This window comes from Streptomyces sp. Ag82_O1-12 (assembly GCF_900182715.1).
In the GTDB taxonomy this organism is placed as follows: domain Bacteria; phylum Actinomycetota; class Actinomycetes; order Streptomycetales; family Streptomycetaceae; genus Streptomyces; species Streptomyces massasporeus.
Genome location: NZ_FXUW01000001.1, coordinates 5,871,943 through 5,897,750, shown reverse-complemented (window position 1 = coordinate 5,897,750; position 25,808 = coordinate 5,871,943). Strand labels below are relative to the sequence as shown.

The following is a 25,808-nucleotide window of genomic DNA, read 5'->3' as shown; positions in this document are numbered from 1 at the left end:
GCCGACCTTTTACCTCCTCTTGGGCGGAACCGTCAGCGCCTCGATATCCTCCTAACCCTTACGGGGGCGTGTGCCCCGCTGTCCTGAACCTTGCGATGGGTGCGGAGCATGATCGAAGCAGTCGGCCTGACGAAGCGCTACGGCGACAAGACCGCTGTGCACAACCTTTCCTTCCAGGTGCGGCCCGGAGCCGTCACCGGCTTCCTCGGGCCGAACGGTTCGGGCAAGTCGACGACGATGCGGATGATCCTCGGCCTGGACAATCCGACCGCCGGGCAGGTGACGATCGGCGGCTATCCGTACCGCAGGCTGCCCAACGCCGCCCGCCAGGTCGGCGCCCTGCTGGACGCCAAGGCGGTGCACGGCGGCCGCTCGGCCCGCAACCACCTGCTGTCCCTCGCCCAGCTGTCGGGCATCCCGGCCCGGCGCGTGGACGAGGTGCTCGGGGTCGTCGGTCTGCAGGACGTGGCCAAGAAGCGGTCCAAGGGCTTCTCCCTCGGCATGGGGCAGCGGCTCGGCATCGCCGCGGCGCTGCTCGGCGACCCGCAGGTGCTGCTGTTCGACGAGCCGGTCAACGGCCTCGACCCCGAGGGCATCCACTGGGTCCGCAACCTGATGAAGGCGCTGGCGGCGGAGGGCCGTACGGTCTTCGTCTCCTCCCACCTGATGAGCGAGATGGCGCTGACCGCCGACCACCTCATCGTCATCGGGCGCGGCCAGTTGCTCTCCGACATGAGCGTGACCGACTTCATCTCGGCGAACTCCGCGGACTTCGCGCGCGTACGCACGCCCGACACCGAGCCGCAGCAGCGCGAGAAGCTGTCGGCCGCGCTCACCGAGTCGGGCGGGCACGTCATGCCCGAGCAGGACGGCGCGCTGCGGGTGACCGGCTTGCCCCTCCCCCGCATCAGCGACATCGCGCACACCGCCGACGTACGGCTGTGGGAGCTGTCACCGCACCAGGCCTCCCTGGAGGAGGCGTACATGCGGATGACGCAGGGCGCCGTCGACTACCGCTCGACGATCGACCAGAAGGAAGGCCTCCAGCAGCCGCTGCCGCCCGGCGCGCAGCCGCCGATGCCGGTGCCCGGACAGGGCCAGCCGGGCTGGTACGCCCCGCCGCCGCCCCAGCAGGACGGCCGGCCGTTCCCCGCGCCGCCGCAGGGCGCACCGGGCGGCGCACCGGGCCAGGCTCCGGCGGGCCCGTACGGCGCCCCGGGGGCTCACGGCGCGCCCAGCGCTCCCAGTGCCACTCCGAGCGCCCCTGGCGCCCCCGGCGCGGGAACGCCCAACCCGTACGCCCAGCCCGCGCCCCAGGCGCCGCAGGGCACCGCGCAGCCCGCGCCGCAGCCCTCCGCGGGCCAGTCCGCCCCGGCGCCCGCCGCGCCCGCACCGCAGGCGCCCGCGGCCCCCGCCGCCCAGCCCGCCGCCCCGACCTCCGACCTGACCAAGCCCGAGGACGCCCGATGAGCAGCCCCCAGTCCCAGATGCCGCAGGCCGCGCCAGCCTGGCAGGCGGCTCCCGGTTCCGCCCCGCACCCCGGCGGCCCCAACGGCCCCGGCTACACCTCACCGATCCCGGTCGTGCGCACGCACCTCGGCAACGCCATCGCCTCCGAGTGGACGAAGATCAGGTCGGTGCGCTCCACGATGTGGACGCTCGGCGTGTTCGTCCTGCTCGTCGTCGGCATCGGTCTGCTGACCGGCATCGTGGTGTCGAGCTCGAGCTCCACCTCGGACCTGTCCGGGCAGAACGCGCTGTCCCTCGGCTTCTTCGGGCTGCTGCTCGGCAGCATGTGCATCATCACGCTCGGCGTGCTGACGACGGCCTCGGAGTACGGCACGGGCATGATCCGCACCACGATGGTCGCGTGCCCGAGCCGCGGACGCGTGCTGACGGCGAAGGCCATCGTGTTCTTCCTGGTCGCGTTCGTGGTGACGCTGGTGGCCGGCTCCCTCGTCGCCTTCCTGCACGTGGCCATGCTGGAGGGCAACGGCGCCAAGGACCCCACCGGCGGTGAGTGGTTGAAGGGCACGGTCGGCATTTCGCTCTACATCGCGCTGCTCGGCCTGCTCTCGCTCCTCGTCGGCTCGATCATCCGGCACTCGGCCGGCGCCATCACGATCATGATCGGCGCCGTGCTGGCCCCGCTGGTGATCGCGCTGTTCATGTTCTCGGAGTCGCTGCAGGGCGTGCGCGATGCCCTGTTCGAGTACTCGATCCCGAACCAGCTCAGCGTCTTCTACGCCAACTCCCTCGGCCAGTCCGGCCCGTCCGGCTGGGACCCGCTGTGGATCATCCTCGGCGCCACGGCCGTCGCGTTCGCCGGCGCCTACGCGCTGCAGGAGAAGCGGGACGTCTGAGTCGCGTCAGAACCTCGGCGCGTTACGGGACCGCTGCACCCCCGGGGTGCGGCGGTCCCGCGCGTTCCAGCAGGCCTTGTGCCAGTGTCTGCGGTCGTCGACGCCCGTGTGCTCGGCCCAGGCCACCACGTGCGGCACCCCGTCCGGGATCATCTGGTCGCAGCCGGGGCAGCGGTACGACTTGCCCTGCGCGCTCGCGCCGGCCACGTGCCGCACGCTCCAGTTCTCGCCCTGCCAGTGCTCCGAGGACTGCCAGCCGCCGTAGCGGCCGGGACGGTCGTCCTCGACGCTCCGGCCGGATTCAGCGGCGCCCTTGGGCCGATTGCGACGCGGGGACACGGGACACCTCTCGGGGCTATACAGGAAGCACGGGCCGCGTCCAGCCTACGCGGCGCGCACGCGGGTACGCGTACGGAACCAATCGCCATATGTCCCTCGCGGGCTCGGCGGGCTCACCCCGGGTGCCCTCCCCTTGCTCCTGGCGGAACGCCCCATTCTGCAGACAATCCGCAAAACGCTCCGCCCGGCCGTGTCCTCGGCACGTGTCGGACGGTTATGCGCTGTGGGGGAGCTCCGTGTCGGAGCCAAGGAAGCAGGAAAGCATGCGCGTTGGAAGTTTCGTGTTGGCGGCCCAGTTCCCCGGACAGGGCGAGGGAGAGGCGCTGCACCGCGCGGTCCGCTCGGCCGAGGTGGCCGAGGAGGCCGGGCTCGACACGGTCTGGCTGGCCGAGCACCACTTCGTGCCGTACGGCACGTGCCCGTCGGCCATCACCCTGGCCGCCTTACTGCTGGGCCGCACCCGCCGCATCCGGGTCGGCACGGCGGTCAGTGTGCTGCCCACCGTCCACCCCGTGGCCCTCGGCGAACAGGCCGCGCTGCTGCACCACACGAGCGGCGGCCGTTTCACGCTCGGCGTCGGGCGCGGCGGCCCCTGGGTCGACCTGGAGGTGTTCGGCGCGGGGCTGGAGGCGTACGAGAAGGGGTTCCCGGAGTCCCTGGAGCTTCTGGTGCGGTGGCTGCGCGAGTCGTCCGTGGCGGCCGACGGGGAGCGCTTCCGTTTCCGTGAAGTCCCGGTGGTGCCGCGGCCGTCGGAGGCCCTGACGGAGGCCGGGGGGCCCGAGGTCGTCGTGGCCTGCACCTCGCCCGCGAGCGTGCGGCTCGCCGCCGAGCGGGGTCTGTCGATGCTGCTCGGGATGCACGTGGGGGACGAGGAGAAGGCCGAGATGGTCGCGCTGTGGCGGCAGCACGCGCGGGCCTGCGGCCGGTCCCCGGAGGAGATCCTGGGCGCGTCCCATGTCTCGGCCGGCGTCTGCCAGATCGGGGACCGGCGGGTCGACGCGGCGGAGACGCTGATGAAGGCGATGCCGGGCTGGTTGAAGCAGGGCCTGGAGGCGCATGTCACGGTCGACGGGCGCACGCGCCGGATGCGCGACCCGCTGGCGTACACCGAACTGCTCTGCGGACTGCACCCGGTGGGTACTCCGCGGCTGTGCGCGGACCGGCTGGCGGCGACCAGCGAGCGGACGGGCATCTCCCGCTTCGCGCTGCTCGTCGAGGGCTCCGGGGACCTGGCGGCGACCGAGGAGAACGTGCGGCGGCTGGGCGCCGAGGTGCTCCCCCAACTCGTCTGAGGGCATGGTGGATTCCTGGGGCTTGCCGCTCCGGTACAGAACTGCACCTCCCGCGTACGGAGCGGCAAGCAGTGGCGCCGCGTCAGCAGTCCCTGAACTCGGGTGACTGGTTCAGCACCTGACTGCGGACCGAGGTGAAGCGGCCCAGCTTCTCGTCGACCGAGGAGTCAAGCGGGAACACGGCCACCCGGTGGCAGTTCTGGAAGGCCAGGCGCACACCGAAGTGCCGTTGCAGCGCGCCGCGTATCGCGTCACTCGCAAGCGCACGCAGCAGCTGACCGCGTGCCTGCTCGTCCGGCGGGGGCGTCTGGTTGTCGGCGAACGCGCCGCCGTCCACCTTCAGCTGGGCCACCAGTGAGCTGATCATCTCCCACGCATAGGGCAGGGAGGTCCGGACGCAGTCGACGAATTCCGCTTCGTCGACCTCGCCTCGCTCGGCCTGTTCGAGTAGGGCCGGTGAGACGTCGAGCGACATGAGTTCTCCTCTCGCACCCCCGACGAGCAGGGGTTGCCGGACAGATAGGGGAGTTCGCGACACCGGACACGCTGCGTACACGCACCGCGACCTCCCGTTCATACGGTAAGCACCGTACGGTGACCGCACCAGGAAAATGCGCAGATGAGACACTCCCGCTGAGCACACCATGCTCACAATCGGCCATTACCGAACACGTGTTTTCCAGGGCGAATCGCGTGGACAGGTGCCCGTCGAGTAGCGTTGCCGACCATGCGTCTCGTCATTGCCCGCTGCTCCGTGGACTACGCCGGGCGGCTCACCGCCCACCTTCCCTCGGCCCCGCGCCTGATCCTGGTGAAGGCGGACGGCAGCGTCTCGATCCACGCCGACGACCGGGCCTACAAGCCTCTGAACTGGATGTCGCCGCCCTGCACGTTGAAGGAGGGCACCGGCGAACAGGAGGGCGTCTGGACCGTCGTCAACAAGGCGGGCGAGAAGCTCATCATCACGATGGAGGAAGTCCTCCACGACTCCTCGCACGAACTGGGCGTCGATCCCGGCCTGATCAAGGACGGCGTGGAAGCGCACCTCCAGGAGCTGCTCGCCGACCGCATCGAGACACTCGGCGACGGCTACACGCTGATCCGCCGCGAGTACCCGACGGCCATCGGGCCGGTCGACATCCTGTGCCGGGACGCCGACGGCAAGACCGTCGCGGTGGAGATCAAGCGGCGCGGTGAGATCGACGGCGTGGAGCAGCTCACGCGCTATCTGGAACTGCTGAACCGCGATCCCCATCTCGCCCCGGTGCGCGGTGTCTTCGCGGCCCAGGAGATCAAGCCCCAGGCCCGCGTCCTCGCGACCGACCGCGGCATCGGCTGCCAGGTCCTCGACTACAACGCGCTGCGGGGCATCGAGGACGACAAGCTGCGGCTGTTCTGACAGCCCCTACGACGAAGTACAGGGCCGGGTCCGCGGAACGGACCCGGCCCTGTTCGTGTGCAGGGGTGTCAGATCACCGTCTCCGGGCTGCTCGGCGTGCCGGTGCTGCTCTGCGGCGCGCTCGCCGAGGTGCTCGTGGGAGCGCTGGGCGCCGGGCCGCTGGCCGAGTCGGAGGTGGACGGGCTGGTCGTCGGCGGCTCCGAGGTGGGCGGCTCGGATGTCGGCGGCTCCGAGGTGGGCGGCTCGGACGTCGGCGGCTTCGACGTCGGCGGCTTGGAGGTCGGCGGCTTCGACGTCGCCGGCGGCTTGGACGTGGGCGGCTTCGAGGACGTCGGCGGCTTCGACGGCGACGCCGAAGCGCTCGGGTCCTGCGAACCGCTCGGCGAGTTCGTCGGTGTCGGGTCGTCCGACGTGCCGAGTGTGCCGTCGGGGCCCGGGTCCGTCGGGCGCGGGGCCGGCTCGCCGTTGTCACCGTCGCCGTCGTTCGCCGGCCGGTCGGCGCCGAGGCTGCCGTCGTTGATGTCCTGGCTGGCCGAAGGGTTGACGCCGACCTGGTCGGCCGGCGGGTTCGCGTCGTTGTCGGAGGTCGCGCCGAGCGTCACCACCGTGCCCAGGACGGCCACGAGCAGGGCACCGGCGCCGGCGGCCACGAGGTTGCGCCGGGCGAGGCCCTTGAGGCCGCCGCGGGCCCCCCGCGAGGGCGCGGGCGAGCTGCGGTGGGTGACCAGGGTCGGGGAGGGCGGCTTCTGGAGCGTCGGGAAGGCCGCCGGAACTCCGCCGGGCGGGGACGCCGACTCCTCGTCACGGGTGTCGGGCACCTCCTCCCCGGCGGTCGGCCCGAGCCCGATGGGTGTGCCCGAGCGGTCGGCGACCAGGGCGAGGGCGCGGCGGCCGGCGACGGTGCCGCGCTTGTCGGCGAGGGCGCCGCGCAGGCCGATGGAGGCCTCCAGTTCGGCACGGGCCCGGTCGAGCTGTCCCCCGCACAGGGCGAGGACGCCGAGCTCGTGGTGGAAGTAGGCCTCTTCGCCGACGTCCCCGGCGAGCCGGGCGGCCTCGGCGCCGGAGCGCAGGGCGCGCTCCCACGCGCTCCAGTGCAGTCCGGCGGCGAACGCGGGGGCGGCGGTGCGGGCCAGGTGCACGGCCGCGCTCTCCTCGCCCTCGGCGGGCGGCCGGGTGGCGGGTCCGAGGAGGGCCAGGGCGGCGAGGACCGCGTCGGCCTCGGCGCACACCCGCTCGGGGGTGACCGAGGGGTGCCCGGCCCACCAGGAGTAGTGCTGGGCGGCGCTGCGGGCGCCGGCTGCGGCCTCGTCGGCGTACCCGGCGGCCTCCAGCTGGGCCGGGACGCCGGCCGCGAGGCGGTAGCGGGAGCCGACCGGGGAGACCAGGCCGCAGGCGGCCAGTTCACCGAGGGCGGCGTCCGCGTGGGTGTCGCCGACCAGGGCGGGCAGATGCGCCTGGTGCGGGACCTCGCCGCCGAGGGCGACGGCGAACCGCAGGGTGGCGCGGGCGGAGGCGCTCAGCCGGGAGGCGAGCAGCGGCGCGGGCGCGGCGGCCTCGCCGAGCGCGGGCAGCGGCACGTCGTCGCCGAGGTCGTAGGCCTCGGCGGGGTCGGCCGGGGGCGCGGCCTCGAAGACACCGAACTCGTCGACGGCGCCGGTGCCGGCGCGCAGCCGGTCGCGCTGCCGGAGCAGGGCACCGGCCTGGACGAAGCGCAGCGGCAGGCCCTCGGACTCGAACCAGAGGTCGCCCGCCCAGTTGGACTCGTCCTCGGTGAGGGTCCGGCCCACGGCGTGTTCCAGCAGGTCGAGGCCGGCGGCGCGCTCCAGTCCGCCGAGGAGGACCTCCTCGACGCCGGCGCCGGCGGAGGGGGCGGGCACGTCCGGGGTGACGCCGAGCAGGAAGGCGCACTCGGGGGTGGCCTCCAGCAGCTCGTCGAGCGCGGCGCCGCCGAACTCCAGGTCGTCGAGGACGACGACCGCGCCGATCTCCCGCACGTGGGTGAGCAGCTCGTCCCGGTCCGGGCGGTGCAGGGGGGCGCTGTACACCGCGTGGAACAGGTCGTACAGCAGGTCGCCGGAGGTGCGTCCGAAGCCGTTGAGGCGGACGACGCCGTCGGGGGCGAGGTCGAAGCAGTCCTCGGCGACGAGGTCGAGCAGGCGGGTGCGGCCGGAGCCGGGCGCGCCGATGAGGCGGGTGGAGCGGCCGCGGGCGAGCAGGCGCACCAGGCGCTCGCGTTCGTCCTGGCGGGCCAGCAGCGGCAGGGCCGGCACCGCGGGGCCGGGCGGAACGGGCGGGCGGGCCGCCCGCTCGGCCTCGGCGCGTTCGGCAGCGGTGAGCTTGACGGGCCGGGCGGGCCGTTCGGTGGGCGGGCAGGCCTCTATCTCGCTGCCGTCGACGGGGTTGACGGTCAGCAGGAAGTCGCCGGTGACGAGCTGCACGGTGCGGGCGAGCGCCGGCGCGTGCTGCGCGAAGTCGGGTGTGAGGGATTCCCTGGGAGGGCGCTGGCGCGGCGCGGGGCCGTCACCGTCGTGGCCGTACTCCTCGGGTCCCTGGTTGTCAGGATCCATAGGTCAAGCCCCCCAAAAGCGTGTGTGTGCTTGGAAAAGCCCCTCCCGGCCTTGCTGCACACCGCGCTGTCGCTTCTGGTCCGGTCCCGCTCGAAGGGTGTCAAGGCAGCGGGCAGCCGAACCCTAAACCTTCGCACAGTATCTACGACAGTCCGGGGTACCGCGGCGTCCGTAACGTCACGGTCTCGTGAGGATTGTGCGCGTCGCACGATTCGGCGACGTGCGTCCGGGTCTCCCCGGTCGCCCGGCTCACACCCGCCGGAGGCGTCACACGCGGGGAAGGGTCTCCACCCCGATGCCGCCCTCGATCGCCAGGATCCGGTGCAGGCGGGTGGCCACCAGCAGGCGCTGCATCTGCGGCGGTACTCCGCGCAGCACCAGGCGGCGGCCGCAGCGGCCGGCCCGCCGGTGGGCTCCCATGATCACGCCCAGTCCGGTGGCGTCCCAGGAGTCCAGTTCGGACAGGTCCAGCACCAGGTCTCCGACTCCGTCGTCGACGGCCGAGTGCAGGACCGTACGGGCGTCCGCCGCGCTCCGGACGTCGAGGCGGCCCCCGACGACCAGCTCGGCGTGGTCGCCCCTGATGTACATATGCGCTCCCCGTGCGTGCGAATCGTGCTCCGCGTTCTGATGTGGGTGATGCAACCTCTGACTGTGTGGAGGTGTCAGAGGTTGCTTCTTGTAAGCGAACCGATACCGAATTCACCCTGGCGTGTGACGGGCCCGGGGCATGTGCGGTTTCAGTGCTTGTAGAAGCCCTGCCCGCTCTTGCGTCCGATGTCACCGGCGTCAACCATCCGGCGCATCGACTCGGGGGCCGCGAACTTCTCGTCCTGGGACTCGGTGTAGATGTTGTTCGTGGCGTGCAGCAGGATGTCGACGCCCGTCAGGTCCGCCGTCGCCAGCGGGCCCATGGCGTGACCGAAGCCCAGCTTGCAGGCGAGGTCGATGTCCTCGGCGCTCGCCACGCCCGACTCCTGCAGCTTCGCGGCCTCGACGACCAGGGCGCAGATGAGACGGGTCGTCACGAAGCCGGCGACGTCGCGGTTGACGACGATGCAGGTCTTGCCGACCGACTCGGCGAACTCCCGGGCCCTGGCGAGGGTTTCGTCGCTGGTCTTGTAGCCGCGGACGAGTTCGCACAGCTGCATCATCGGCACCGGCGAGAAGAAGTGCGTGCCGACGACCCGTTCCGGGCGCTCCGTCGCCGCCGCGATCTTGGTGATCGGGATGGCGGAGGTGTTGGAGGCGAGGACCGCGTCGTCCTTCACGATCTTGTCGAGCGCACGGAAGATCTCGTGCTTGACCTCGAGCTTCTCGAAGACGGCCTCGACGACGACGTCCGCGTCGGCCGCGGCGTCCAGGTCGGTGGTCGCGGTGATGCGGGCCAGGGCGGCGTCGGCGTCGTGCGCCTCCAGCTTGCCCTTGGCGACGAACTTGTCGTACGACGCCTTGATGCCGTCGGTGCCCCGCGTCAGTGCCTCGTCGGTGACGTCCCGCAGGACCACCTCCCAGCCCGCCTGTGCGGAGACCTGGGCGATGCCGGATCCCATGAGGCCGGCTCCGATGACGGCGAGCTTCCGTGCCACTGTGCGACTCCCCTGACGCGCTGCTTATGTCTGCTTCCCGGCCGGACACTAGCGCTCGTGAGGGGCTGTGTGACCAGTAAGTAATGCGCGTCACGTCTCACATGACGGACATCACACCGGGAGGGGTCACGCGGCGCCTCGTACGGCGTAGTTGAGCACCTTCTCGCTCAACAGCTCCTCGATGTCGTCGAGAACGACGAGCATCTCCCGTGACACTTCGTCCGGGTTGCGCCCCTTGACCATCTCGCGGCCGATCGCGACGAAAAGGGTGCCGTGGACCCAGCAGATCTGACCGGCGATCAGCCCGGGCAGCGGGTCGCCGGCGGTGGCGCCGGTCTCCTCGCGGAGAGTCGCCTCCAGGTGGTCCTGGAGCTCCTGCTGGATGCTCCACAGCCGGGAGCGCAGCGGTGGTGCCTCTTCGATGCAGCGCATGAAACGGTCGTAGCCCTCGATGAGGCCCACACGGGGCGAGACGGCCTCGATCTCGGCGCGCAGCTCGCGCAGTACCGCCCGGGCGGCCGACTCCCCCGCGTCCCGGCCGCGCACCCAGCGCGAGAGCCGGTCGACGACCCCCTGGGAGCGGTCGAAGAAGAGGTCTTCCTTGGCCGGGAAGTAGTTGTAGACGGTGTTCACGGAGACGTCGGCCGCGTCCGCCACGTCGGCGATCGTCACCGTCACGAACCCGTGCTCCAGGAAGAGCCCGGTGGCGATGTCCGAGATGCGCTGCCTGGTCTCGCGCTTCTTCCGTTCCCTGAGCCCCTCAGCCATGTCCGAATCCTAGCTTCCCTGGGGGCTCTGAAAACTTGGGGTCATTGCAAACTTTAAGAGGCTCTGTTTTTCTGGGGTCATGGCAATCATCAGTACGGCCGGGCTGGCCCGTACCTTCCTGACCAAGAACGGCCCCGTGGAGGCCGTCCGCTCGATCGACCTGACCGTCCGCGAGGGCGAGATCCTCGGCTTCCTCGGGCCGAACGGGGCCGGCAAGACGACGACCCTGCGGATGCTGACGACCCTGCTGGCACCGACCGGCGGCGCCGCCACCGTCGCGGGATGCGACCTGGCGACGGACGCGGCCGGGGTGCGGCGGGCCTGCGGCTACGTGGCGCAGTCCGGCGGGGTCGATCCGCAGATCAGCGTGCGGGAGGAACTGGTCACCCAGGGGCGGCTGTACCGGCTGACCAGGGCGCAGGCCGTCGAGCGCGCCGGGGAACTGGCCCGCGACCTGGACCTCACCGGGCTCCTCGACCGCAAGTGCGGCGCGCTCTCCGGCGGTCAGCGGCGGCGGCTGGACATCGCGATGGCGCTCACCCACCGCCCGAAGGTGCTGTTCCTGGACGAGCCGACGACCGGTCTCGACCCCGGCAGCCGTGCCGACCTGTGGGATTTGGTGCGCCGGCTGCGCGACGAGCACGGCACGACGGTCTTTCTGACCACGCACTACCTCGACGAGGCCGACGCCCTGTCCGACCGGCTGGTCGTCGTGGACCACGGCGTGGTCGTCGCCGAGGGCACCCCGAGCGCGCTGAAGCTGCGCTACGGCGGCTCCCTCGACGCCTCGCTCCAGGAGACGTTCCTCGCCATCACAGGCCGCAGCGCCGCGCCGGCCGACGCCGCCCCCGTAGCCGTATAGGAGTCCCGGAATGCTGCTGCACGACACCGCCCTCGTCTACGGGCGCTACCTCCGCCAGTCACTGCGCTCGCGCTTCGCGCTGCTCTTCGGCGTGCTCATGCCGCTGCTGTACCTGCTGTTCTTCGGCCCGCTGCTCACGGACCTGCCGCTCGGCGCGACAGGCAGCTCCTGGCAGGTGCTCGTCCCCGGGCTGCTGCTCCAACTCGGCCTGTTCGGGGCGTCCTTCGCGGGCTTCTCGATCATCATCGAGAAGGGCCACGGCGTGGTCGAGCGCATGCGCGTCACCCCGGTCAGCAGGCTGGCCCTGCTGCTCGGCCGGGTGCTGCGGGACGCCACGGTGTTCGTCTTCCAGGCCGTGCTGCTGGTGCTGGCGGCGGTGGTGATGGGCCTGCGGGCACCCCTGGCCGGGGTGCTGATCGGCTTCGCCTTCGTCGCCCTGCTCACGCTCTCGCTGGCCGCCCTGTCGTACGCGCTGGCGATGAGGATGGAGACCCCGCAGAGCTTCGGCCCGGCGATCAACGCGCTGACCATGCCGTCCATGCTGCTGTCGGGCCTGATGCTGCCGATGACCCTGGGACCGGCCTGGCTGGACGCCCTCTCGCACCTCATGCCGTTCCGCTATCTGGTGGACGCGGTGCGGGACGCGTTCGTCGGCAGCTACGCCACACCCCACATGCTCTACGGCGCGCTGGTGGCCGTCGGTCTCACGGCGCTGTCCGTGACAGTGGGCACACGCGTGTTCCGAACCGCCTGAGCGAAACTACGCTGGCCACATGGTCAATCTGACGCGCATCTACACCAGGACCGGCGACCAGGGCACCACCGCCCTCGGCGACATGAGCCGGGTCGCCAAGACCGACCTGCGGATCTCCGCGTACGCCGACGCCAACGAGGCGAACGCGGCGATCGGCACGGCCATCGCGCTGGGCGGCCTGGACGAGGAGATCGTCACGGTCCTCACCCGCGTCCAGAACGACCTCTTCGACGTGGGCGCGGACCTGTCGACGCCGGTGGTGGAGAACCCGGAGTTCCCGCCCCTGCGGGTCGAGCAGTTCTACATCGACAAGCTGGAGGCGGACTGCGACCGCTTCCTGGCCGAGGTCGAGAAGCTCCGCTCCTTCATCCTCCCCGGCGGCACCGCCGGCGCGGCCCTGCTCCACCAGGCCTGCACGGTCGTACGCCGGGCCGAACGCTCGACGTGGGCGGCGCTGGAGGTCCACGCCGAGGTGATGAACCCCCTGACGGCGACCTACCTCAACCGCCTGTCCGACCTCCTGTTCATCCTCGCGAGGACGGCGAACAAGGAGGTCGGGGACGTGCTGTGGGTGCCGGGCGGGGAGCGGTAGAAGCGCCCCGAAGGGGGCGCGGGGCTGATTCGATATGCGGCTCCGCCGCGTGGGCGCGACCGGCCACGACGGACCTGCACGCGGCAGGCGGCACTCAGGGCCCCCGGCGTGCCGCCTGCCACAGACCCGCCGCGGCGAGCGCACCGCCCACGCACATCAGCACCACCCCCGTCTTCGTCAGGGTCACCAGGGGCACGTCCACGTCACCGGCGAACAGCCACAGCCCCAGGCCCGTTGCGAAGGTGACGATGCCCTCCTGGAGATTCCGGCGCCCCCGGCTCATCGGCGCACCCCTTCCTCTTCCTTCTCCAGTGACACCTCGGGCTGCCCAGCTGGGGCCCGCCGCGGCCAGATCGCATAGCTCAGCGCGATCAGGCCGTGGATCCCGGCCGTGCGCCAGGCCACCCAGCGCCAGCTCTCCAGAGGGGTGACGCGGCTCGGGTCGTCGACGTACCAGATGGCCAGCTGGAGCAGCACGGTCGCGACGACGGCGGCGGTCAGCGTGCCCAGCCAGATCGCGCCTTCGTGGCGCGCCCGGGCCATGCCGTAGCGCGGGGGTTTCGGCGGGGGCGGGGCGCCGCCGAGCCGGTGGGCCGCGTGGCCGTCGAGCCACTTCACGGTGCGGTGGCCGTGACCGACGGTGTAGCCGATGTACAGCGCGGCCAGACCGTGCGCCCAGTTCGGCTCCGCGCCGTTCTTCAGGTCCAGCGCGGTGGCGATCAGCAGGACGACCTCCAGGAGCGGCTCGCACAGCAGCAGCGCCAGGCCCGTGCGCCGCATCTTCAGCAGGTAACGGGTGGCCAGTCCGGCGGCCAGCAGCACCCAGAAGCCGATCTCGCAGGCGGCGATCAAGGCGACGATCACGGTTCGCTCCTCTCGGTCACCCTTCCAGGCTCCCGGTCGGCGCGGCCGGAATCGTCGTCGCGACTGACGAACCCGCGGTACATCGAAAGATGCAGTCGGGGACCCTCCCCGGGGATCACGCGATGCGGGTGGCGGCCGTGTTGGATGGTGGCATGGCCGTACGACTCCCCCGCCCACGCCGTTTCGACGTGTACGTCGCCCTGGGCAGTCTGCTCGGCGGGCTGCTGCTGTGGGCGCTCGGTCTGGCCACCCGCCTGGCCACCGAGGTGTACGTGCTGCTGCCCGGCCGCTGGCCGGTGCTGCTGCCGCTGTTCGTCATGGCCGGCTGCGAGCTGCTGCGGCGGACGTCCCCGCGCACCGCCCTGATCGTCGGCACCGCCGCGATCGTCCTGGACGTCTTCACCCAGGGCAACCTGGTCACGATCCTGATGTACACGGACCTGATGTACGCGGCCGTCCTGTACGGCCCGCCCGCCTCGGCCCACCGCATCCCCCGGATCACCGGGTTGCTCACCGTGGCCGGAGCCGTCGTGCCGTTCGCGGTCTGGCGTGAGCCCGAGGCGCTGCTGATCGGCGTGGTCACCGGCATCGTGGCGTTCGGACCGGCCGCCACCGGACTGATCGTCCGCAATCACCGTGACGCCGCCGTGGCGGCCCGGCTGCGCGCCGAACAGACCGCGCTGCTCGCCGAGATGGACCGCACCCAGGCCGTCACCGCCGAACGGGCCCGGATGGCACGCGAGCTGCACGACATGGTCGCCAACCACCTGTCCGCGATCGCCATCCATTCCACCGCCGCCCTCTCCCTGGAGGATCCGAAGACCTCCCAGAAGGCGCTGGTGGTCATCCGCGAGAACAGCGTGGCGGGACTCGCGGAGATGCGGCGGCTGATCGGGATCCTCCGGGACGACAGCGGCGACACCGAGCCCGTCGCCGCACCCACCCTCGACGGACTGGGCACGCTGGTCGACAACGCGCGTACCAACGGCCTGGACGTCACCCTCGAAGCCGCACAGGGCAAGGTTCCGGCGCCGGTCGAGCTCGCCGCCTACCGCATCGTCCAGGAGTCCCTGACGAACGCCCTCAAGCACGCCGGCCCCGGCCGCGTCGCGGTGTGCCTCGGCCGCCGCGACGGCGTGCTGACCGTCCGGATCACCAGTCCCTACGGCGACCGGGACGGGCCGGGCGCCCCCGGCTCGGGCGCCGGTCTGGTCGGCATGCGGGAGCGCGCCGCGCTGCTCGACGGCACCTTCGAGGCGGGCCCCGAGGACTCGCCCGACGGCAAGATCTGGGCCGTACGCGCCACCCTCCCCGTGCACGACACCGTCGAAGGAGACACCGCATGATCCGCGTCCTGGTCGCCGAGGACCAGTCCGCCGTCCGCGCCGGCCTGGTCCTGATCCTGGGCAGCGCGCCCGACATCGAGGTGGTCGGCGAGGCCGCGGACGGCGAGCAGGCGGTGGCGCTGGCCCGGGAGCTGCGGCCGGACCTGGTGCTGATGGACGTTCAGATGCCACGCCTGGACGGGGTGTCGGCGACCCGGCAGGTCGTCGCGGAGCGGCTCGCCGACGTGCTGGTGCTGACCACGTTCGACCTCGACGAGTACGTCTTCGGGGCGCTGCGGGCGGGCGCGTCGGGTTTCCTGCTGAAGAACACCGAGGCGAGGGAGCTGCTGGAGGCGGTGCGGACGGTCGCGCGCGGGGAGGGGCTGATCGCCCCGGCGGTCACGCGGCGGCTGATCGCGGAGTTCGCCGCGAAGCCCGCCCGCGGGCCGGCGGCCGATCCGGCCGTGCTGGACCGGCTCACCCGGCGCGAACGCGAGGTGCTGGCCTGCCTGGGCGAGGGCCTGTCCAACGCGGGCGTCGCGGAGCGGCTGGACATGGCCGAGGCGACCGTGAAGACCCATGTCAGCCGGTTGCTGGGGAAGCTGGAGCTGCGCAGTCGTGTACAAGCGGCGGTGCTGGCTCAGGAGTTGGGGATCTGACCCGCTCGGGGGCCGTGGTGGTCCAGACCTATTGACCGGTGGTCCAGACCTTCCTATTCTCACCGCACCATGAGTGGGCGTGAGGCTCAGTCACGCCCCCACAACTCCATCAAGGAGGCGCAGCATGCGCTTCAGACACAGAGCCGCGGCAGGGTTCGCGACCCTGTTGCTCCCGCTGGCCGGCCTCGTCGGCCTGGCGAGCCCTGCCCAGGCCGCGACGTCCGCCACCGCTTCCTACGCCAAGACCCAGGACTGGGGCTCCGGCTTCGAGGGCAAGTGGACGGTGAAGAACACCGGCACCACGACCCTCAGTTCCTGGACCGTCGAGTGGGACTTCCCCTCCGGCACCTCCGTCACCTCCGCCTGGGACGCCGACGTCACCTCCTCCGGCACCCACTGGACCGCGAAGAACAAGTCCTGGAACGGCACCCTCGCCCCCGGCGCCTCCCTCTCCTTCGGCTTCAACGGCAGCGGCACCGGCTCCCCCGCGAACTGCAAGCTCAACGGCGGCAGTTGCGACGGCGGCACCACGGAACCCGGCGACAGCGCGCCGAGCGCCCCGGGCACCCCGACCGCCTCGGACATCACCAACACCTCGGTGAAGCTGTCCTGGTCCGCCGCCACCGACGACAAGGGCGTCAAGAACTACGACGTCCTGCGCGACGGCGCCAAGGTCGCGACCGTGACGGGCACCTCGTACACCAACACCGGCCTCACCGCCGGAACCGACTACTCCTACTCCGTCCAGGCCCGTGACACCGCCGACCAGACCGGCCCGGTCAGCGGCGCCGTCCGGGTCCGCACCACCGGCGGCACCACCGAGCCGCCCACCGGCGACAAGGTCAAGCTCGGCTACTTCACCGAGTGGGGCGTCTACGGCCGCAACTACCACGTCAAGAACCTGGTGACCTCGGGCACGGCGTCGAAGATCACCCACATCAACTACGCCTTCGGCAACGTCAAGAACGGGCAGTGCACCGTCGACGACACCTACGCCGCCTACGACAAGGCCTACACGGCCGACCAGTCCGTCAGCGGCACCGCCGACACCTGGGACCAGCCGCTGCGCGGAAACTTCAACCAGCTGCGCCAGCTGAAGGCCAAGTACCCGCACATCAAGGTGCTGTACTCCTTCGGCGGCTGGACCTACTCCGGCGGCTTCGGCCAGGCCGCGGCCAACGCCGCCGCGTTCGCCAAGTCCTGCAAGGCCGTCGTGGAGGACCCGCGCTGGGCCGACGTCTTCGACGGCATCGACATCGACTGGGAGTACCCGAACGCCTGCGGGCTGAGCTGCGACACCTCCGGCCCCGCCGCCTTCAGGAACCTGATGTCGGCGCTGCGCGCCGAGTTCGGCCCGAACTACCTGGTCACCGCGGCCATCACCGCCGACGGCTCCTCCGGCGGCAAGATCGACGCGGCCGACTACGGCGGCGCCGCCCAGCACCTCGACTGGTACAACGTGATGACGTACGACTACTTCGGCGCCTTCGACAAGGACGGCCCGACCGCCCCGCACTCCCCGCTCACGTCCTACCCGGGGATCCCGCAGGCGGGCTTCAACTCGGCCGACGCGATCGCCAAGCTGAAGGCGAAGGGCGTCCCCGCGAAGAAGCTGCTCCTCGGCATCGGGTTCTACGGCCGCGGCTGGACCGGCGTCACCCAGTCCGCCCCGGGCGGATCGGCGACCGGCGCGGCTCCGGGCACGTACGAGGCGGGCATCGAGGACTACAAGGTCCTGAAGAACTCCTGCCCGGCCACCGGCACCATCGCGGGCACGGCGTACGCGCACTGCGGCAGCAACTGGTGGTCGTACGACACCCCGGCCACGATCGCGGGCAAGATGAGCTGGGCCAAGAACCAGGGTCTGGGCGGCGCGTTCTTCTGGGAGTTCAGCGGTGACACCGCGAACGGAGAGCTGGCGACCGCGATCGACAGCGGCCTGAAGTAGGCCGCGTCACAGAGAAGTTCGAAGGGTCTTGGACTCTAGGCGACATTGACGCTCCCCCAGACTTCGTCCGGGGGGACCCCCACCCAGCGGGTGAACGTGGCTACGCCACGTTCACCCGCTGTCCGGGCGGGGCTGCCTCAAGCCACGCGAGGAAACCGGTCAGCGCGTCTTCGCTCATCGCGAGTTCGAGACGCGTGCCCCGGTGCAGACAGGCCAGGATCACATGGTCGGAGAGCAGCGCCAGCTCCTCCTCGCCATCCGGGACGCGGCGGCCGGCCACCTCGATCGCGGAACGCTCCAGGACGCGGCGCGGACGCGGCGAGTACGAGAAGACGCGGTACCACTCGACCCGGTCGCCGTTGTAGCGGGCCACCCCGTACGCCCAGCCCTTGCCGTTGGTGTCACCCTCGGCAGGGGCGTCCCAGCGCAGGCTGGCGTCGAACGTGCCGCCCGACCGCTGGATCAGCCGGCGGCGCAGCCCGAAGACGAACAGGCCCACCACCACGAGGGCCACCACGATTCCGCACACAGTCAGAGCGAGGACCATCGACACCGACCTCCTCGTCTCCTAGGTAACGGAACGTAAAAATCACCCACATCCGCCTCAGCCGCGGCTGGGTCCGGATCTCTCCGGTACCCAGCCGCGGCTGAGTGACGTCATCACACGGCGGATGGGGTCAGCGCGCCGCCGTGGCAGCCCGCAGACGGACGTCCGCGCGGCGCTGGGCGTCCGCGTCGTCCTCCGCCTTCGCACGCTCGAGCTCCTGCTCCGCGCGCTGGACATCGATCTCGTCCGACAGCTCGGCGACCTCCGCCAGGAGTGAGAGCTTGTCGTCCGCGAACGAGATGAATCCGCCGTGCACAGCGGCGACGACCGTCCCGCCCTCGCTCGTACGGATGGTCACCGGGCCCGACTCCAGCACACCGAGCAGCGGCTGGTGACCGGGCATGACGCCGATGTCGCCGGACGTGGTGCGCGCGACGACCAGGGTGGCCTGGCCGGACCAGACCTCACGGTCGGCCGCGACCAACGCGACGTGCAGCTCAGCAGCCAAGAGTGGCTCCTCGGGTCACCACCCGGCGGGAGTGCCGGGTGTTGGTTACAAGTCTAGTAGGCGTGACAGAGGGGGCGGGACGAACCCCGCCCCCTCCGACGAGCACGGGGCTCAGGAGACGCCGAGCTCCTTGGCGTTGCTCTTCAGGTCCTCGAGACCACCGCACATGAAGAACGCCTGCTCCGGGAAGTGGTCGTACTCGCCGTCGCAGATCGCGTTGAACGCGGCGATCGACTCGTCCAGCGGCACGTCCGAACCGTCCACGCCCGTGAACTGCTTGGCGGCGTGGGTGTTCTGGGACAGGAAGCGCTCCACGCGACGGGCACGGTGGACGACGAGCTTGTCCTCCTCGCCGAGCTCGTCGATACCGAGGATCGCGATGATGTCCTGCAGGTCCTTGTACTTCTGCAGGATGTTCTTCACGCGCATCGCGGCGTTGTAGTGCTCCGCCGAGATGTACCGCGGGTCGAGGATGCGGGACGTCGAGTCCAGCGGGTCCACGGCCGGGTAGATGCCCTTCTCGGAGATCGGACGGGAGAGAACCGTCGTCGCGTCGAGGTGGGCGAAGGTGGTGGCCGGGGCCGGGTCGGTCAGGTCGTCCGCGGGGACGTAGATCGCCTGCATCGAGGTGATCGAGTGACCACGGGTCGAGGTGATGCGCTCCTGGAGGGTGCCCATCTCGTCGGCCAGGTTCGGCTGGTAGCCCACCGCGGAGGGCATACGGCCGAGCAGGGTCGACACCTCGGAACCGGCCTGGGTGAAGCGGAAGATGTTGTCGATGAAGAACAGCACGTCCTGCTTCTGGACGTCACGGAAGTACTCCGCCATCGTCAGGCCGGCCAGGGCCACGCGCAGACGGGTGCCCGGGGGCTCGTCCATCTGACCGAAGACCAGGGCGGTCTTGTCCAGAACGCCGGACTCTTCCATCTCCGCGATGAGGTCGTTGCCCTCACGGGTGCGCTCGCCGACGCCCGCGAAGACGGAGACGCCCTCGTGGAGGTTGGCGACACGCATGATCATTTCCTGGATCAGCACGGTCTTGCCGACACCGGCACCACCGAACAGACCGATCTTGCCGCCCTTGACGTACGGGGTGAGCAGGTCGACGACCTTCAGGCCCGTCTCGAACATCTCGGTCTTCGACTCGAGCTGGTCGAACGCGGGGGCCTTGCGGTGGATGGACCAGCGCTCGCCCTCGTGGACCTCGTCGCTGTTCAGCACCTCACCGAGGGTGTTGAACACCTTGCCCTTGGTGAAGTCGCCGACGGGGACGGTGATGCCCGCGCCGGTGTCGGTCACCGGGGCCTGGCGGACCAGACCGTCGGTGGGCTGCATGGAAATGGCGCGGACCAGGCCGTCACCCAGGTGCTGGGCGACCTCCAGGGTCAGCGTCTTCTTCTCGCCCGCGAGCGCCGGGTCGGCGACCTCGACGTGCAGGGCGTTGTAGATCTCCGGCATCGCGTCGACGGGGAACTCCACGTCGACGACCGGGCCGATGACCCGCGCGACGCGGCCCGTCGCCGTGGCCGTCTCAACAGTGGTGGTCATTTATCGGTCACTCCCCGCGGTCGCGTCGGCCAGGGCACTCGCGCCACCGACGATCTCGCTGATTTCCTGGGTGATTTCGGCCTGGCGGGCCTGGTTGGCAAGCCGGGTGAGCGTCTCGATGAGCTCTCCGGCGTTGTCGGTGGCCGACTTCATCGCGCGCCGCGTGGCGGCGTGCTTGGAGGCGGCCGACTGGAGCAGCGCGTTGTAGATGCGGCTCTCGACGTAGCGCGGCAGCAGGGCGTCGAGGACGTCCTCCGCCGAGGGCTCGAAGTCGAACAGCGGGAGGATCTCGCCCTTGCCGGGCTTGGCCTCCTCGGCGACCTCGTCGAGGCTGAGCGGCAGCAGCCGGGCCTCGATCGCCGTCTGCGTCATCATCGACACGAACTCGGTGTAGACGATGTGGAGCTCGTCCACGCCGCCCTCGGCCGTCTCCGTCTCGATCGCCTCGATCAGCGGGGCCGCGACCTTCTTGGCGTCCGCGTACGACGGCTCGTCGGTGAAGCCCGTGAACGTCTCCGCGATCTTGCGCTCGCGGAAGTTGTAGTGGGCGACACCGCGGCGGCCGACGATGTAGCTGACGACCTCCTTGCCCTCGGCCTCCAGCTTCGCCGTGAGCTTCTCCGCGGCCTTGATGGCGTTGGAGTTGAAGGCGCCGGCCAGCCCGCGGTCGCTCGTGAGGAGCAGGACCGCGGCGCGGGTCGGGTTCTCCGGCTCAGTCGTGAGCGGGTGCTTGGTGTTGGATCCGCCGGCGACCGCCGTGACCGCCCGGGTGAGCTCGGTCGCGTACGGCGTGGAGGCCGCCACCTTGCGCTGCGCCTTGACGACGCGCGAGGCGGCGATCATCTCCATCGCCTTGGTGATCTTCTTGGTCGCGGTGACGGATCGGATGCGACGCTTGTAGACCCGGAGCTGGGCTCCCATGAGTCAGGTCCCTTCCGTCGTCACTTACCGGCAGCCGGGGTGTCCTCGCCGAGCAGCTTGCCGTCGGCGGTCTCGAACTGCTTCTTGAACTCCACGATGGCGTCGGCGACGGCCTGAAGGGTGTCGTCCGACATCTTGCCGCCCTCGCGGATGGAGGTCATCAGGCCCTGCTCCTTGCGGTGCAGGTACTCCAGCAGCTCCTTCTCGAAGCGCCGGATGTCGACGACGGGGACGTCGTCCATCTTGCCGGTGGTGCCGGCCCAGACAGAGACGACCTGGTCCTCGGTGGCCATCGGCTGGTACTGCGCCTGCTTCAGCAGCTCGACCATGCGCTGACCACGCTCGAGCTGCGCCTTGGACGCGGCGTCCAGGTCGGAACCGAAGGCGGCGAACGCCTCCAGCTCACGGAACTGGGCGAGGTCCACGCGCAGCCGGCCGGAGACCTGCTTCATCGCCTTGTGCTGGGCGGAACCACCGACACGGGAGACGGAGATACCGACGTTCAGCGCGGGGCGCTGACCGGCGTTGAACAGGTCCGACTCCAGGAAGCACTGGCCGTCGGTGATGGAGATGACGTTGGTCGGGATGAACGCCGAGACGTCGTTGGCCTTCGTCTCGACGATCGGCAGACCGGTCATCGAGCCGGCACCCATCTCGTCGGAGAGCTTGGCGCAGCGCTCCAGCAGACGGGAGTGCAGGTAGAAGACGTCACCCGGGTAGGCCTCACGACCCGGCGGGCGGCGCAGCAGCAGCGACACGGCGCGGTAGGCGTCGGCCTGCTTCGACAGGTCGTCGAAGATGATCAGGACGTGCTTGCCCTGGTACATCCAGTGCTGGCCGATGGCCGAACCGGTGTACGGCGCCAGGTACTTGAAGCCGGCCGGGTCGGACGCCGGGGCGGCGACGATGGTCGTGTACTCCAGCGCGCCGGCCTCCTCCAGAGCGCCGCGCACGCCGGCGATGGTGGAGCCCTTCTGGCCGATGGCGACGTAGATGCAGCGGACCTGCTTGTTCGGGTCGCCCGAGCGCCAGTTGTCGCGCTGGTTGATGATCGTGTCGACGGCCAGGGCGGTCTTGCCGGTCTGGCGGTCACCGATGATCAGCTGACGCTGGCCACGGCCGATCGGGGTCATCGCGTCGACGGCCTTGTAGCCCGTCTCCATCGGCTCGTGCACCGACTTGCGGACCATGACGCCCGGGGCCTGCAGCTCCAGGGCGCGGCGGTCCTCGGTCTCGATCTCGCCGAGGCCGTCGATCGGGTTGCCGAGGGGGTCCACCACGCGGCCGAGGTAGCCCTCGCCCACCGCAACGGAGAGAACCTCACCGGTACGGGAGACCGGCTGACCCTCCTCGATGCCGCTGAACTCGCCGAGGACGACGCAGCCGATCTCGCGCTCCTCGAGGTTGAGGGCGAGGCCGAGGCTGCCGTCCTCGAACTTCAGCAGCTCGTTGGCCATGACCGAGGGCAGACCCTCGACCTTCGCGATACCGTCGCCGGCGAAGGTGACCGTACCGACCTCCTCGCGCGAGGCCGCGTCCGGCTTGTACGCCTGGACGAAGTTCTCCAGCGCGTCCCGGATCTCCTCCGGCCGGATCGTGAGCTCCGCCATCTGGGTTCCCTGCTCTCCTTGTTGGGCCCGAAGTTTCACTTTGGGGGTCTGGGGGCGACCCCCAGGATTCTTCTGCACGGCCCAACCAGGGCCGTCGTAAGTACGTTGTGCCTATTGAGTTGCTGCTCAGCCGGCGAGCCGGCGGCTGGCGTCCTCGATGCGGTCCACCAGAGCGCCGTTGATGACCTCGTCACCGACCTGCACCCGGATTCCGCCGAGGACCTCGGGGTCCACGTCCAGGTTGAGGTGCATCGTGCGGCCGTAGAGCTTCGCGAGGGCGGCGCCCAGGCGCTGCTTCTGCGGGTCGCTCAGCGGTACCGCCGAGGTGACGATGGCCACCATGCGGTCCCGGCGATCGGCGGCGAGCTTGGACAGGGACTCGAGTCCCGACTCCAGGCTACGTCCCCGCGGCGCGGTCACAAGGCGCGTGACCAGACGCTCGGTGGCCGACTGCGCCCGGCCGCCGAGGAGGCTGCGCAGCAGCTCGCCCTTGGCCGAGGTGGTGGCCTTGCGGTCGGTCAGCGCGGCGCGCAGTTCGGTGCTGCCGGAGACGATCCGGCCGAACCGGAACAGCTCGTCCTCGACGTCGTCGAGCTTGCCCGCCTGCTGGGCGGCCGTGAGGTCGGCGGTGTCGGCCAGCTCCTCCAGCGCGTCCACCAGGTCGCGGGACTGCGACCAGCGGGAGCGCACCATGCCGGCCACCAGGTCGGCGGCGGGGCCGCTGACCTGGGTGCCGAGCAGACGCTGGGCCAGCTCTGCCTTGGCCTCTGCGGCCTGCGCCGGGTCGGTGAGGACCCGACGCAGCGACACCTCGCGGTCGAGCAGCGCGGTGACGGCGGCCAGCTCGTCGGCGAGCGAAGCCGCGTTCACGGACGTGGAGTCCGTCAGCGCGTCGAGACGCTCACGTGCGGCTGCCAGGGCCTCGCGGCTCGCTCCGTTCATCGCCCGGCCTCGGCCTTCTCCTCGAGCTCGTCGAGGAACCGGTCGATCACGCGGCTCTGGCGGGCGTGGTCCTCGAGGGACTCCCCGACGAGCTTGCCGGCCAGGTCGGTGGCGAGCTTGCCGACGTCCTGGCGCAGCGCGGAAGCGGCGGCCTTGCGGTCGGCCTCGATCTGGGAGTGGCCGGCGGCGACGATCTCCTCGCGCTGACGCTGGCCCTCGGCCCGCATCTCGGCGATGAGCGTGGCACCCTGCTCCTGCGCCTCCTGGCGCAGGCGCGCGGCCTCGTGCCGGGCCTCGGCGAGCTGTGCCTTGTACTGCTCAAGGACGCTCTGGGCCTCGACCTTCATGGTCTCGGCCTCTTCGATACCGCCTTCGATCGCCGCGCGGCGCTCCTCCAGAACCTTGTTGATGTTCGGAAGCAGCTTCTTCCAGAAGAAGAAGAACACGATGGCGAAGGCGATGGTGCCGATGAGCAGCTCGGGGCCCGGAGGAATAAGCGGGTTCTGCTTCTCCTCGGCCGCCAGCTGCACCAGGTTGGCGATCACATCAGTGCCTTCCGTTGAAAGGTTTCGATCGTCCCGAACGTCTCTTAGTAGACGAACGGCATGACGATGCCGATGAGGGCGAGCGCCTCACAGAACGCGAAACCGAGGATCTGGTTGGCACGGATCAGACCGGCCGCCTCGGGCTGGCGGGCCAGGGCCTGGGTGCCGTTGCCGAAGATGATGCCGACGCCGACGCCGGGGCCGATGGCGGCAAGGCCGTAACCGATGGAGCCGAGGTTGCCTTCGACGGCGGCGAGGGTCTCAAGGGCAGCCATGCTGAATCTTCCTTCTCTTTCAGGACCGATGGGGGTTGGCCACCGGACGTTCTGGGGGCTGAGAGTGGTGGGGGCTCAGTGATGCTCGGCGAGAGCGCCCTGGACGTACGTGCAGGCGAGGAGTACGAAGACGTACGCCTGGACGGCCTGCACGAAAAGCTCGAAGACGATCATGACCGTGGCCATGACGAAGGAGACACCGGCCGCCGGGACCATCCAGCTGTTCAGCAGGTACCAGGACGCGACGGTGAACATGACCAGCATCAGGTGACCGGCGAACATGTTGGCGAACAGTCGCACCGCGTGCGTGAACGGGCGGACGAGCAGGTTCGAGAAGAACTCGATGACCATCACGAGCGGCAGCACCGGGCCGAGCGACTTGTCGTAGCCGGTGACGTTCTTGAAGAACCCGACGAAGCCGTGCCGCTTGAAGGTCAGTCCGACCCACGTCACGTACACCACCGCGGCCAGGACGGCCGGGTAGGCGATGATCGACGACACCGGGAACTGCGCGAGCGGGATCACGGACCAGATGTTCATGATCCAGATGAAGAAGAACAGCGAGACCATCAGGGGGACGTACTTCTCGCCCTCCTTCTTGCCGAGGGTCTCGTAGACGATGCCGCGGCGGACGAAGTCGTAGCCGGCCTCGCCGACCATCTGCAGCTTGCCCGGCACCACCTTGGCCTTGCCGAAGGCCGCCCAGAAGAAGCCGATGACAACGATGGTGGTGATGATGGCGAGCAGCATCACCTTGTTGAACTCGTACCCCCCGACGGTGCCAATCGGCTTGAAGAGGAACGAGTGCAGGCCCGGAGCCGGAAAACCACACCCGTTGTCGGACATGATCCGACAGCTCCAGTCAAAGGCGAGCTGGGTCTGGTCAGCACTCACCACGGGCTCCTTCGGCGTGACGCATGGGTACGGCAACCTCGTTGTGTCGGCGCGGCACGGAGCCGCGGTTCGGCACGGGACTGGTGTTACGGATGTGGGGGCGGCTGGGGGGCATCTCGCCTCGCGATGGAGCAGGCGTCAGCTCAGATGCCCGCGCCCGCGATGCCGCAGTTGGCACCGGACGATAGCAGGAGATCTCATGCCTCTTTATCCCGGCCCTATCCCTCACGACGAGTGCCCCGACTTTTCGGGCTTCTCGCCCTTCGTCGAATCGGGCTCAACGTAAAGGATCTTGGCCTTCATGTGGGCACGCGTCTGTGCGGCGATCCAGGCGAGGGTGCCGACAACGAGCGTGATGGCAAAGGCCTTTGGATTGAACAGCGTCGTGTTCTTGAACGCGGCGACGAAGACGAACAGCAGCAGAATCTGCGCCGCGTAGAGCATGAGGCCCATCGCCTGGAACAGGTGCGGAAGCGATTTGGCAGTGCGCTGCAAGACATAGAGGCCGATCCCCATGAAGAGGATCACAATGAGTGTCGCGACGACCGCCCCGATCGCTCCCTTGCCGCCGGCGACCACACCACTGACGACGGCGGCAACAGCACCGACGGCGGCCGTGGGCACGGCAGCCTGGGCCAGGATCCGGGCGTCATTGGACGGCATGGCGGCAACTCCGCTTTCGCAGGGGGCAGGGGTG

At 70.3% G+C, this 25,808-nt stretch carries 28 protein-coding genes; 10 read left to right on the top strand and 18 right to left on the bottom strand.

Going from position 1 to position 25,808, the window contains the following annotated elements:
- Positions 1-108: 108 nt before the first annotated feature.
- Both QOL88_RS27210 and QOL88_RS27205 read left to right on the top strand, forming a co-directional pair.
- Positions 109-1,470: an ABC transporter ATP-binding protein gene (locus QOL88_RS27210; protein WP_097220646.1), complete on the top strand. Its 1,362-nt coding sequence runs from the start codon at positions 109-111 to the stop codon at positions 1,468-1,470.
- Positions 1,467-2,363, top strand: coding sequence for an ABC transporter permease (locus QOL88_RS27205; RefSeq protein WP_097220644.1), 897 nt, complete (start codon positions 1,467-1,469; stop codon positions 2,361-2,363). Before QOL88_RS27210 ends, QOL88_RS27205 begins: the two co-directional genes overlap by 4 nt.
- A gap of 6 nt (positions 2,364-2,369) precedes the next feature.
- Here QOL88_RS27205 and QOL88_RS27200 read toward each other — a convergent pair whose 3' ends face one another.
- Complete coding sequence (locus tag QOL88_RS27200) at positions 2,370-2,702, bottom strand: Rv1322 family protein (RefSeq protein ID WP_097220641.1); 333 nt, start codon at positions 2,700-2,702, stop codon at positions 2,370-2,372.
- Positions 2,703-2,965: 263 nt separating this feature from the next.
- Between QOL88_RS27200 and QOL88_RS27195 the strand changes: the two genes are divergently transcribed.
- The gene (locus QOL88_RS27195) at positions 2,966-3,994 is read left to right on the top strand and encodes an LLM class flavin-dependent oxidoreductase (protein ID WP_097220638.1); all 1,029 of its coding nucleotides are present in this window, start codon (positions 2,966-2,968) and stop codon (positions 3,992-3,994) included.
- An 82-nt stretch (positions 3,995-4,076) separates the two neighbouring features.
- Here QOL88_RS27195 and QOL88_RS27190 read toward each other — a convergent pair whose 3' ends face one another.
- A complete protein-coding gene (locus tag QOL88_RS27190; protein ID WP_030246492.1) occupies positions 4,077-4,469 on the bottom strand; it encodes an SCO5389 family protein in 393 nt (130 codons plus the stop codon).
- Positions 4,470-4,721: 252 nt separating this feature from the next.
- Here QOL88_RS27190 and nucS point away from each other — a divergent pair, with 252 nt between their 5' ends.
- Positions 4,722-5,393, top strand: coding sequence for an endonuclease NucS (gene nucS / locus QOL88_RS27185; protein WP_179878974.1), 672 nt, complete (start codon positions 4,722-4,724; stop codon positions 5,391-5,393).
- 68 nt (positions 5,394-5,461) lie between these two features.
- Here nucS and QOL88_RS27180 read toward each other — a convergent pair whose 3' ends face one another.
- From QOL88_RS27180 to QOL88_RS27165, 4 genes are all read right to left on the bottom strand, one after another.
- Positions 5,462-7,960, bottom strand: coding sequence for an ATP-binding protein (locus QOL88_RS27180; protein ID WP_097220634.1), 2,499 nt, complete (start codon positions 7,958-7,960; stop codon positions 5,462-5,464).
- Between the two features lie 267 nt (positions 7,961-8,227).
- Positions 8,228-8,551, bottom strand: coding sequence for an STAS domain-containing protein (locus QOL88_RS27175; protein WP_030246483.1), 324 nt, complete (start codon positions 8,549-8,551; stop codon positions 8,228-8,230).
- A gap of 149 nt (positions 8,552-8,700) precedes the next feature.
- Positions 8,701-9,549: a 3-hydroxyacyl-CoA dehydrogenase family protein gene (locus QOL88_RS27170; RefSeq protein ID WP_097220632.1), complete on the bottom strand. Its 849-nt coding sequence runs from the start codon at positions 9,547-9,549 to the stop codon at positions 8,701-8,703.
- 126 nt (positions 9,550-9,675) lie between these two features.
- Complete coding sequence (locus QOL88_RS27165) at positions 9,676-10,317, bottom strand: TetR/AcrR family transcriptional regulator (RefSeq protein WP_097220629.1); 642 nt, start codon at positions 10,315-10,317, stop codon at positions 9,676-9,678.
- 79 nt (positions 10,318-10,396) lie between these two features.
- Here QOL88_RS27165 and QOL88_RS27160 point away from each other — a divergent pair, with 79 nt between their 5' ends.
- From QOL88_RS27160 to QOL88_RS27150, 3 genes are read left to right on the top strand one after another with little or no spacing between them, the layout of a single operon-like run.
- On the top strand, positions 10,397-11,179 hold the full coding sequence (locus QOL88_RS27160) for an ABC transporter ATP-binding protein (RefSeq protein WP_097220627.1): 783 nt from the start codon (positions 10,397-10,399) through the stop codon (positions 11,177-11,179).
- Positions 11,180-11,189: 10 nt separating this feature from the next.
- Positions 11,190-11,933: an ABC transporter permease gene (locus tag QOL88_RS27155; protein WP_097220624.1), complete on the top strand. Its 744-nt coding sequence runs from the start codon at positions 11,190-11,192 to the stop codon at positions 11,931-11,933.
- A 19-nt stretch (positions 11,934-11,952) separates the two neighbouring features.
- Positions 11,953-12,525, top strand: coding sequence for a cob(I)yrinic acid a,c-diamide adenosyltransferase (locus QOL88_RS27150; RefSeq protein WP_097220622.1), 573 nt, complete (start codon positions 11,953-11,955; stop codon positions 12,523-12,525).
- 94 nt (positions 12,526-12,619) lie between these two features.
- Here QOL88_RS27150 and QOL88_RS27145 read toward each other — a convergent pair whose 3' ends face one another.
- Both QOL88_RS27145 and QOL88_RS27140 read right to left on the bottom strand, forming a co-directional pair.
- Positions 12,620-12,808, bottom strand: a complete 189-nt coding sequence (locus tag QOL88_RS27145) for a DUF5708 family protein (protein WP_097220619.1) — start codon at positions 12,806-12,808, stop codon at positions 12,620-12,622.
- Positions 12,805-13,389: a hypothetical protein gene (locus tag QOL88_RS27140; RefSeq protein WP_097220616.1), complete on the bottom strand. Its 585-nt coding sequence runs from the start codon at positions 13,387-13,389 to the stop codon at positions 12,805-12,807. The genes QOL88_RS27145 and QOL88_RS27140 overlap by 4 nt, the downstream gene beginning before the upstream one ends.
- A gap of 152 nt (positions 13,390-13,541) precedes the next feature.
- On the opposite strand from QOL88_RS27140, the gene QOL88_RS27135 reads away from it, so the two are divergent.
- The 3 genes from QOL88_RS27135 (at position 13,542) to QOL88_RS27125 (ending at position 17,321) form a co-directional block, all read left to right on the top strand.
- Positions 13,542-14,735: a sensor histidine kinase gene (locus QOL88_RS27135; protein WP_097220613.1), complete on the top strand. Its 1,194-nt coding sequence runs from the start codon at positions 13,542-13,544 to the stop codon at positions 14,733-14,735.
- Positions 14,732-15,373 (top strand): response regulator, encoded by a 642-nt coding sequence (locus QOL88_RS27130; RefSeq protein WP_097220610.1) that lies wholly within the window; start codon positions 14,732-14,734, stop codon positions 15,371-15,373. The genes QOL88_RS27135 and QOL88_RS27130 overlap by 4 nt, the downstream gene beginning before the upstream one ends.
- Positions 15,374-15,497: 124 nt before the next feature.
- Positions 15,498-17,321 carry a glycoside hydrolase family 18 chitinase gene (locus tag QOL88_RS27125; protein WP_097220608.1) on the top strand — a complete coding sequence of 608 codons (1,824 nt, stop codon included), beginning with the start codon at positions 15,498-15,500 and terminating at the stop codon, positions 17,319-17,321.
- A 100-nt stretch (positions 17,322-17,421) separates the two neighbouring features.
- On the opposite strand, the gene QOL88_RS27120 is transcribed toward QOL88_RS27125, so the two are convergent.
- The 10 genes from QOL88_RS27120 to QOL88_RS27075 all read right to left on the bottom strand — a co-directional run bounded on the left by QOL88_RS27120 (position 17,422) and on the right by QOL88_RS27075 (position 25,774).
- On the bottom strand, positions 17,422-17,868 hold the full coding sequence (locus tag QOL88_RS27120; RefSeq protein WP_097220606.1) for a DUF2550 domain-containing protein: 447 nt from the start codon (positions 17,866-17,868) through the stop codon (positions 17,422-17,424).
- 130 nt (positions 17,869-17,998) lie between these two features.
- Positions 17,999-18,376 carry a F0F1 ATP synthase subunit epsilon gene (locus QOL88_RS27115; protein WP_031104205.1) on the bottom strand — a complete coding sequence of 126 codons (378 nt, stop codon included), beginning with the start codon at positions 18,374-18,376 and terminating at the stop codon, positions 17,999-18,001.
- 111 nt (positions 18,377-18,487) lie between these two features.
- Positions 18,488-19,924: a F0F1 ATP synthase subunit beta gene (gene atpD / locus QOL88_RS27110; protein WP_097220603.1), complete on the bottom strand. Its 1,437-nt coding sequence runs from the start codon at positions 19,922-19,924 to the stop codon at positions 18,488-18,490.
- Positions 19,925-20,845 carry a F0F1 ATP synthase subunit gamma gene (locus QOL88_RS27105; RefSeq protein ID WP_097220600.1) on the bottom strand — a complete coding sequence of 307 codons (921 nt, stop codon included), beginning with the start codon at positions 20,843-20,845 and terminating at the stop codon, positions 19,925-19,927.
- Between the two features lie 20 nt (positions 20,846-20,865).
- Entirely contained in the window at positions 20,866-22,455 is a 1,590-nt protein-coding gene (gene atpA, locus QOL88_RS27100; RefSeq protein WP_031104202.1) for a F0F1 ATP synthase subunit alpha, read from the bottom strand.
- 126 nt (positions 22,456-22,581) lie between these two features.
- The gene (locus tag QOL88_RS27095; RefSeq protein ID WP_097220598.1) at positions 22,582-23,397 is read right to left on the bottom strand and encodes a F0F1 ATP synthase subunit delta; all 816 of its coding nucleotides are present in this window, start codon (positions 23,395-23,397) and stop codon (positions 22,582-22,584) included.
- Positions 23,394-23,942: a F0F1 ATP synthase subunit B gene (locus QOL88_RS27090; RefSeq protein ID WP_097220595.1), complete on the bottom strand. Its 549-nt coding sequence runs from the start codon at positions 23,940-23,942 to the stop codon at positions 23,394-23,396. Before QOL88_RS27090 ends, QOL88_RS27095 begins: the two co-directional genes overlap by 4 nt.
- A 44-nt stretch (positions 23,943-23,986) precedes the next feature.
- Positions 23,987-24,217: an ATP synthase F0 subunit C gene (atpE, locus tag QOL88_RS27085; RefSeq protein ID WP_030049631.1), complete on the bottom strand. Its 231-nt coding sequence runs from the start codon at positions 24,215-24,217 to the stop codon at positions 23,987-23,989.
- 75 nt (positions 24,218-24,292) lie between these two features.
- On the bottom strand, positions 24,293-25,111 hold the full coding sequence (gene atpB, locus QOL88_RS27080) for a F0F1 ATP synthase subunit A (protein WP_502961620.1): 819 nt from the start codon (positions 25,109-25,111) through the stop codon (positions 24,293-24,295).
- A gap of 225 nt (positions 25,112-25,336) precedes the next feature.
- A complete protein-coding gene (locus QOL88_RS27075; protein WP_097220590.1) occupies positions 25,337-25,774 on the bottom strand; it encodes a Cg1360 family ATP-synthase-associated protein in 438 nt (145 codons plus the stop codon).
- Between the last annotated feature and the right edge of the window lie 34 nt (positions 25,775-25,808).